The sequence below is a fragment of the Pedobacter sp. 01N416 genome (genome assembly GCF_056399685.1).
This window is the reverse complement of the sequence record NZ_JBFTRT010000285.1, coordinates 1-6,043: the sequence shown is the minus strand read 5'-3', so window position 1 is coordinate 6,043 and position 6,043 is coordinate 1. Positions and strand designations below refer to the sequence as shown.

The following is a 6,043-nucleotide window of genomic DNA, read 5'->3' as shown; positions in this document are numbered from 1 at the left end:
AACCAAGGTTCAGTTGTTAGACCGTTTTGTAAATACCTTATATAAAGGATCCGCTTCGCAGTTAATGATGCAGCTTCTGGGTAACGAAAAAACCTCTAAACAGGAAATAGAAGAGATAAAGCGGCTATTGGATAGCATGGAATAATTAATAATAACAGATTCTAAAGAACCACAATGATGGAATTTAAGTTAATTAACCTTTTACCCGAAAACTGGCTTCATGCCCTTGGTGCTACTTTATTCCACTCACTATGGCTTGGGGTAATATTGGCCTTGCTTGCTGGTTTGGTGATGTTTACTACCCGAAAAGCTAGCGCGGCAATGCGTTATAACCTCCTCACCATATGTTTGGCCTTGTTTGTTGTGGCTATATTCTTCACCTTTTACAAAGAACTGCAAAAGCCTATAGGTTCTATAGCCAGCCAGGTGGCGATTAATCTCCCAAGTGGGGCTACCGATCAACCTGTAATTGCAAACGTTCAGCATGATATGTATTCGGGACTGAACAAAATTCTTTCTCTATGGAACGCCTATGCATATCAGATTGTACTGATCTGGTTTTTAATTATATGCGGAAAAAGTGTTCAGTTAGTGGTAGGTTTAAATGGTGTATATCATTTGCGTAAACATAAAACCTATGCTGCAGGTAAACAGTGGGATGAAAAGTTAGCTATGTTGGCCGAAAAATTAGGTTTAAGTCAACCGGTTAAAATCATGCAATCAGGTATTGCGCAGGCGCCAATGGTTGTGGGGCATTTTAAACCCTTAATTCTGATCCCATTAGGTTTGCTTACCGGCCTGTCAAATGCAGAAGTTGAGGCTATTCTTTCTCACGAACTGGCCCACATTAAACGTAAAGATTACCTGGTAAACCTATTGCAAAGTTTTATCGAAATTGTTTTCTTCTTTAACCCAGCGGTACTTTGGGTATCACAATTAATAAAAACAGAACGCGAACATTGCTGTGATGATTTGGCCATTGCCTGTGTAAGCGATCGCAAAAACTACGTTCAGGCCCTCATATTCTGCCAGGAGTTTAAGCAGCGTGCACCTGCTTATGCCATGGCGATAACGGGTAAGAAAGGTAGCCTGCTGCATAGAGCAAGCAGGATGTTATTCAACACCAATTCAACTTTAAACAAAATGGAAAAGACAATATTAACCATCGCCCTGGTATCGGTTGTGATTTGCAGTGCTGCGTTCAAGAGCGTGGGCAATGCAAAAACAGTTACCAGAAAAAAAATATCCACTTCAATACAGGTTTTACAGGATACAGCGAAAAAATCTAAACCTGTTGAAGGGAAATCTGCCGATCAATTAGAAAAGGAAATCAATTCGAAAATGGATCGTCAATTGAAACAGTTAAACGAAAAACGCAAAAACAGCGAAACGGATGAAGATGTAAAGGCAAGAATTGCCGATCAGCAAGCCAGAAAAGACGATGCTGGAAAGGCAATAGCGGATGAGCGAATGCGGAATGAAGATGCTAAAGCAAGAATAGCCGATGAAAAACTCCGTATCGCAGACGAGAAACTTGCAAAAGAAGATGCTAAATTAGCCAAGGAAGACGCCAAATGGGCAAAAGAAGATGCCAATTGGACAAAAGAGGTTGATAAATGGGCAAAGGAAGACGCTAAATGGACCCAGGATGATAAAGAGAGTAGAGGAAACCGTGCACCAAGATCGCCACGTCCACCACGCCCACCTAGAGCACCAAGGGCACCCCGCGCTGCGTATGCTGTACCGCCGGCACCACCGTTGCCTTCGGTTCCGTCAGCTCCAACCAATCCACCAGTTCCACCTACGCCTCCAACGCCCCCTGTATATAACCCAAAAACAAGTACGAGAACAGGCGTACAGCGAACGGTTACTTCGAAAACTGTAGCCAACGGAGATGGTCACGATTATACCAACGAAATCAATCAGCAATTGATGAAAGACGGCATTATTACCAGTACCAATAAATTGTCGTACAAACTCAATAAAGACGATTTAATTGTAAATGGCGTAAAACAAAATGCTGATGTGCAGAAAAAATACAAGCAAAGATTTTTGAAAAATGAAAATCATTCGCTGATGTATAATTTCCTGATCGAAAACAATAAAAACTAAGTTCTAAAAGCGCTAACCCAATTCACATCATGAAATTTAAGCTCATGGCTTTTTTAGCCGTATGGATGAATATTGCCCTTACCTTTGCTCAAGCCCAAACTCTTCAATCCAGAATTTACGGTCGTGTATTGGATGCCGATGGGAAAAATATAGAATTTGCCACAGCTGCACTGCTTAAAGATTCGGTGTTGGTTAAAACAACCTTCACTGAAAAGGATGGACTGTTTAGCTTTGATAAACTTAGCTATGGAAAATACCTCATCAAGGTATCGGTTGTAGGTTCACCTATTTATCAAACCGATACCTTGATTTTAACTGCCAATCGCGCTGTGATCAATTTGGCCGACATCAAGATCAGAGCTGGAGCAACCAATTTAAAAGAGGTGAATATTTCGGTTCAGAAAGCTTTTGTAGAGCGGAAAATAGATCGTACTGTTGTCAATGTTGATGCTTTGATCTCCAATGCAGGCACAACCGCACTGGATGTGCTAAGCAAATCGCCAGGGGTAAATGTAGATCAGAATGGGGTAATCTCGCTCAAAGGCAAGAGTGGGGTGGCTATTTTTATTGATGATAAACCAACCTATTTATCGGGTGCCGATCTGGATAATTACCTGCGTTCGCTGCCTTCCTCTTCGCTTGATCAGATTGAGCTGATGACCAATCCACCTGCCAAGTACGATGCTGCTGGCAATGGAGGTGTAATTAATATCAAAACCAAGAAAACCAAAATCGCTGGGTTTAATGGAGGGATTAACCTGAGCTTAAATCAAGGCGAATTAAGTCGCTCGAACAACAGTTTCAACTTTAATTACCGTAAGGATAAGATCAACGTTTTTGGTAACCTGAGTTATAATTTAAATAACAGTTTTACCGATCTTGATCTGAACAGGAAATATAAAAATGATGATGGTAGTGCCAAATCCTACTTCAATCAAAATTCTTATTTCCGCAGGCATGGCAATACCTTTAATTTGAAAACAGGACTTGATTATTATGCATCAGACCGCACAACCTGGGGCGTGGTACTTACCGGAATGAACCGGATTTCGAAACAGGTAAACAACAATACGAGTAATTTATCCAATGCTTCTATGCAATTGGATTCGGTCATCAGGGCTGAAAATATCGATCAGATCAAATACCAGAATGCGGGTGTAAATTTAAATTACAGGCACAAATTTAAGCAGGCAGGACGAGAATTGACTTTTGATGCTGATTATCTGCTTTACCGGAATCAAACCGATCAAACTTACTACAACTTCAGTTATCTGCCCAGTGGAGCCTTAAAATACCAGGATATTTTAACAGGTAACCTGCCTTCAAATATTGATATCTATACCGCTAAAGCTGATTATTCACATCCACTGGAAAATAAATGGAAGCTTGATGCGGGTGTTAAAACCGCTTATACCAAAACCGATAATATTGCGGATTACTTTAATACGGCAAACGGGAAAACCAATGCCGATTATGAAAAGAGCAATCACTTTTTATATGAAGAAAACATCAATGCGGTTTACCTGAACATGAGCCGGGAAGGAAAGCGGTTTTCGCTTCAGGCTGGCTTGAGGTATGAAAACACGGTTTCTAACGGACATCAATTGGGCAATCTGATCAAACCCGATTCGAGTTTTAAAAGAACCTATAACAGTTTATTTCCAACGCTTTATTTCTCCTATAAACTCGATACTGCAGGAAACAATCAACTGGGACTGAATTATGGAAGAAGGATCGATCGTCCCTATTATCAGGACCTTAATCCATTCTTTTCTCCTCTGGATAAGTTTACCTATTATGTTGGTAATCCTTTTTTAAAGCCTTCTTTTACGCAAAGTATCGAACTGTCGCATACATATAAAAGTAAGATTACCACAACTTTTGGTTACAGCTGGGTGCGGGACGAGGTTAACGAAACCATAGAAATTTTAAATGGCACCTATTACAGCAGACCAGCAAATGTGGGCAAAACAAGAGTGGCCAATGTTTCGGTAAATGCAGAGATCGACCTCACCAAATGGGTTAAGCTGAATGCTTATGTTGAGTATGCAAAAATAGTTTCAAAAACAGATTTCTACACAGGTTTTTTGGTTACCAATGGAAGTTATTTAAGAGCAAATCCGAATTTGCTGTTCAAAATCAGTCCGACCTGGAATGCAGAGGTAAATATGCGTTACCAAAGTAAACTATCTAATGTACAGTTTTTATTGGGTGAAGTACATGAGTTCGGTGCAGCGGTGCAGAAAAAACTTTCAGCAAAAAGTACGTTGAAATTAACCGCTAACGACATTTTCAGAACCCGTATTTATAATGGTATAATCAATAATCTGGCAAACACAGAAGCAAACTGGGTTAACCGTCAGGATTCGAGGTCGGTTCTGGTGAGTTATAGTTACCGTTTTGGTAAAGCTTTTTCTTCGCCAGCTAAACACGAGTCTTCTGGTGCCGATGCAGAAAAGAACAGGGTGAAGAATTAATGGAACAATTCGTCATCCCGACTGGTGCACAGCGAAATGGAGGGATCTATAGAATTGATCATTTTTTGAAAAGCAGTGCCTGTAGTGCTTCGGTTCCACTAGTGCCGCCCTTTGCTTAATTCCTTTGAATCCCGATGTAAAACCGGGAGGGATAACGCTATTGGTCGGGTTTAATTTACCCTGGATAAAAGCAGGAATTAAGGTTTCGAAATGAGATCCCGTTGCTATTACTTAGAAGCTGTAGCAGTTGCTTTATAAAATAATAGGTTTAACTATCTACAATTTGTTTATTTAAATGCTTTTATAGCTGGTTCTCATTATTTGAGTATTTCTTTGATAATACCCTACTAAAAATATAGATTTGATTTTTAATGTTCAAAATCATAATTAATGAAAAAAGGTCTTTTACTCCTGGCATTATCAATTTTCTCCTTTTATTCAATTGCCCAGCAAAAACCCAATATACTGATTATCAATATTGATGACATGGGCTGGAAAGATACCGGATTTATGGGGTCTAAATTTTATCAAACGCCGGTAATAGATGCATTAGTAAAAGAAGGATTAATATTTACCAATGGTTATGCTTCGGCATCTAACTGTGCACCAAGCCGGGCAAGCATGTTAACTGGTTTATGGCAAAGCCGACATGGTATTTATACAGTTGGCACATCAGAACGCGGTCAAAGTAAAGACAGGAAGTTAATTCCCGTTAAAAACAAAGAGACCCTTGATCCCAGGTTTAAAATTCTTCCCCAAGTATTAAAAGAAAACGGCTATAGCACTTGCATTGCGGGTAAATGGCACATGAGCGATAATCCATTACCTTATGGCTTCGATTACAATATTGGTGGCTCACATGTGGGTGCGCCAGCAAGTTATTATCCACCTTACAAAAATATAGAACTTGATGGCCCAAATGATAAATACCTAACCGATTTAATTGTAGATAAGACTGTTGATTACCTTAAAAAATTAGATCGGACCAAACCTTTCTTTTTGTACTATGCCACGTATGCTGTACATAGCCCGATCCAGAAGGTTGACAGTTTGTTGTACAAATTTGCCAATAAGAGCGATGATGAACAGACCAATAAAGCCTATGCTACAATGGTGAATAACGAAGATCGAAATATCGGAATCTTATTAAAAGCGTTAAAAGATCAAGGCGTTCTTGATAATACCTTTATCATTTTTACTTCGGATAATGGCGGGTTTAATCAAGTTACCTTTCAGCATCCTTTAAGAGCTGGCAAAGGTAGTTATTTTGAAGGTGGTACCCGTGTGCCCTTGGCTTTTATCTGGAAAGGAAAGATAAAACCCGCATCAAAATCTGATTTGCCGGTAAGCAATTTAGACTTTTATCCGACGCTGATGGAACTGGCAGGGATAAAGAAATACCCACCACTCGATGGCAATAGCATTTATAACTATCTGCATTTATAACTATCTGC

Annotated in this window: 3 protein-coding genes; all 3 read left to right on the top strand. The window is 39.7% G+C overall.

Features of this window, described 5'->3' with window-relative positions:
- The first annotated feature begins 174 nt into the window (after positions 1-174).
- Entirely contained in the window at positions 175-2,112 is a 1,938-nt protein-coding gene (locus AC1DND_RS16110; protein WP_477583112.1) for a M56 family metallopeptidase, read from the top strand.
- Between the two features lie 29 nt (positions 2,113-2,141).
- Complete coding sequence (locus tag AC1DND_RS16105; protein ID WP_477583110.1) at positions 2,142-4,589, top strand: outer membrane beta-barrel protein; 2,448 nt, start codon at positions 2,142-2,144, stop codon at positions 4,587-4,589.
- 390 nt (positions 4,590-4,979) lie between these two features.
- Entirely contained in the window at positions 4,980-6,035 is a 1,056-nt protein-coding gene (locus AC1DND_RS16100; protein WP_477583108.1) for a sulfatase-like hydrolase/transferase, read from the top strand.
- The last annotated feature ends 8 nt before the right edge of the window (positions 6,036-6,043 follow it).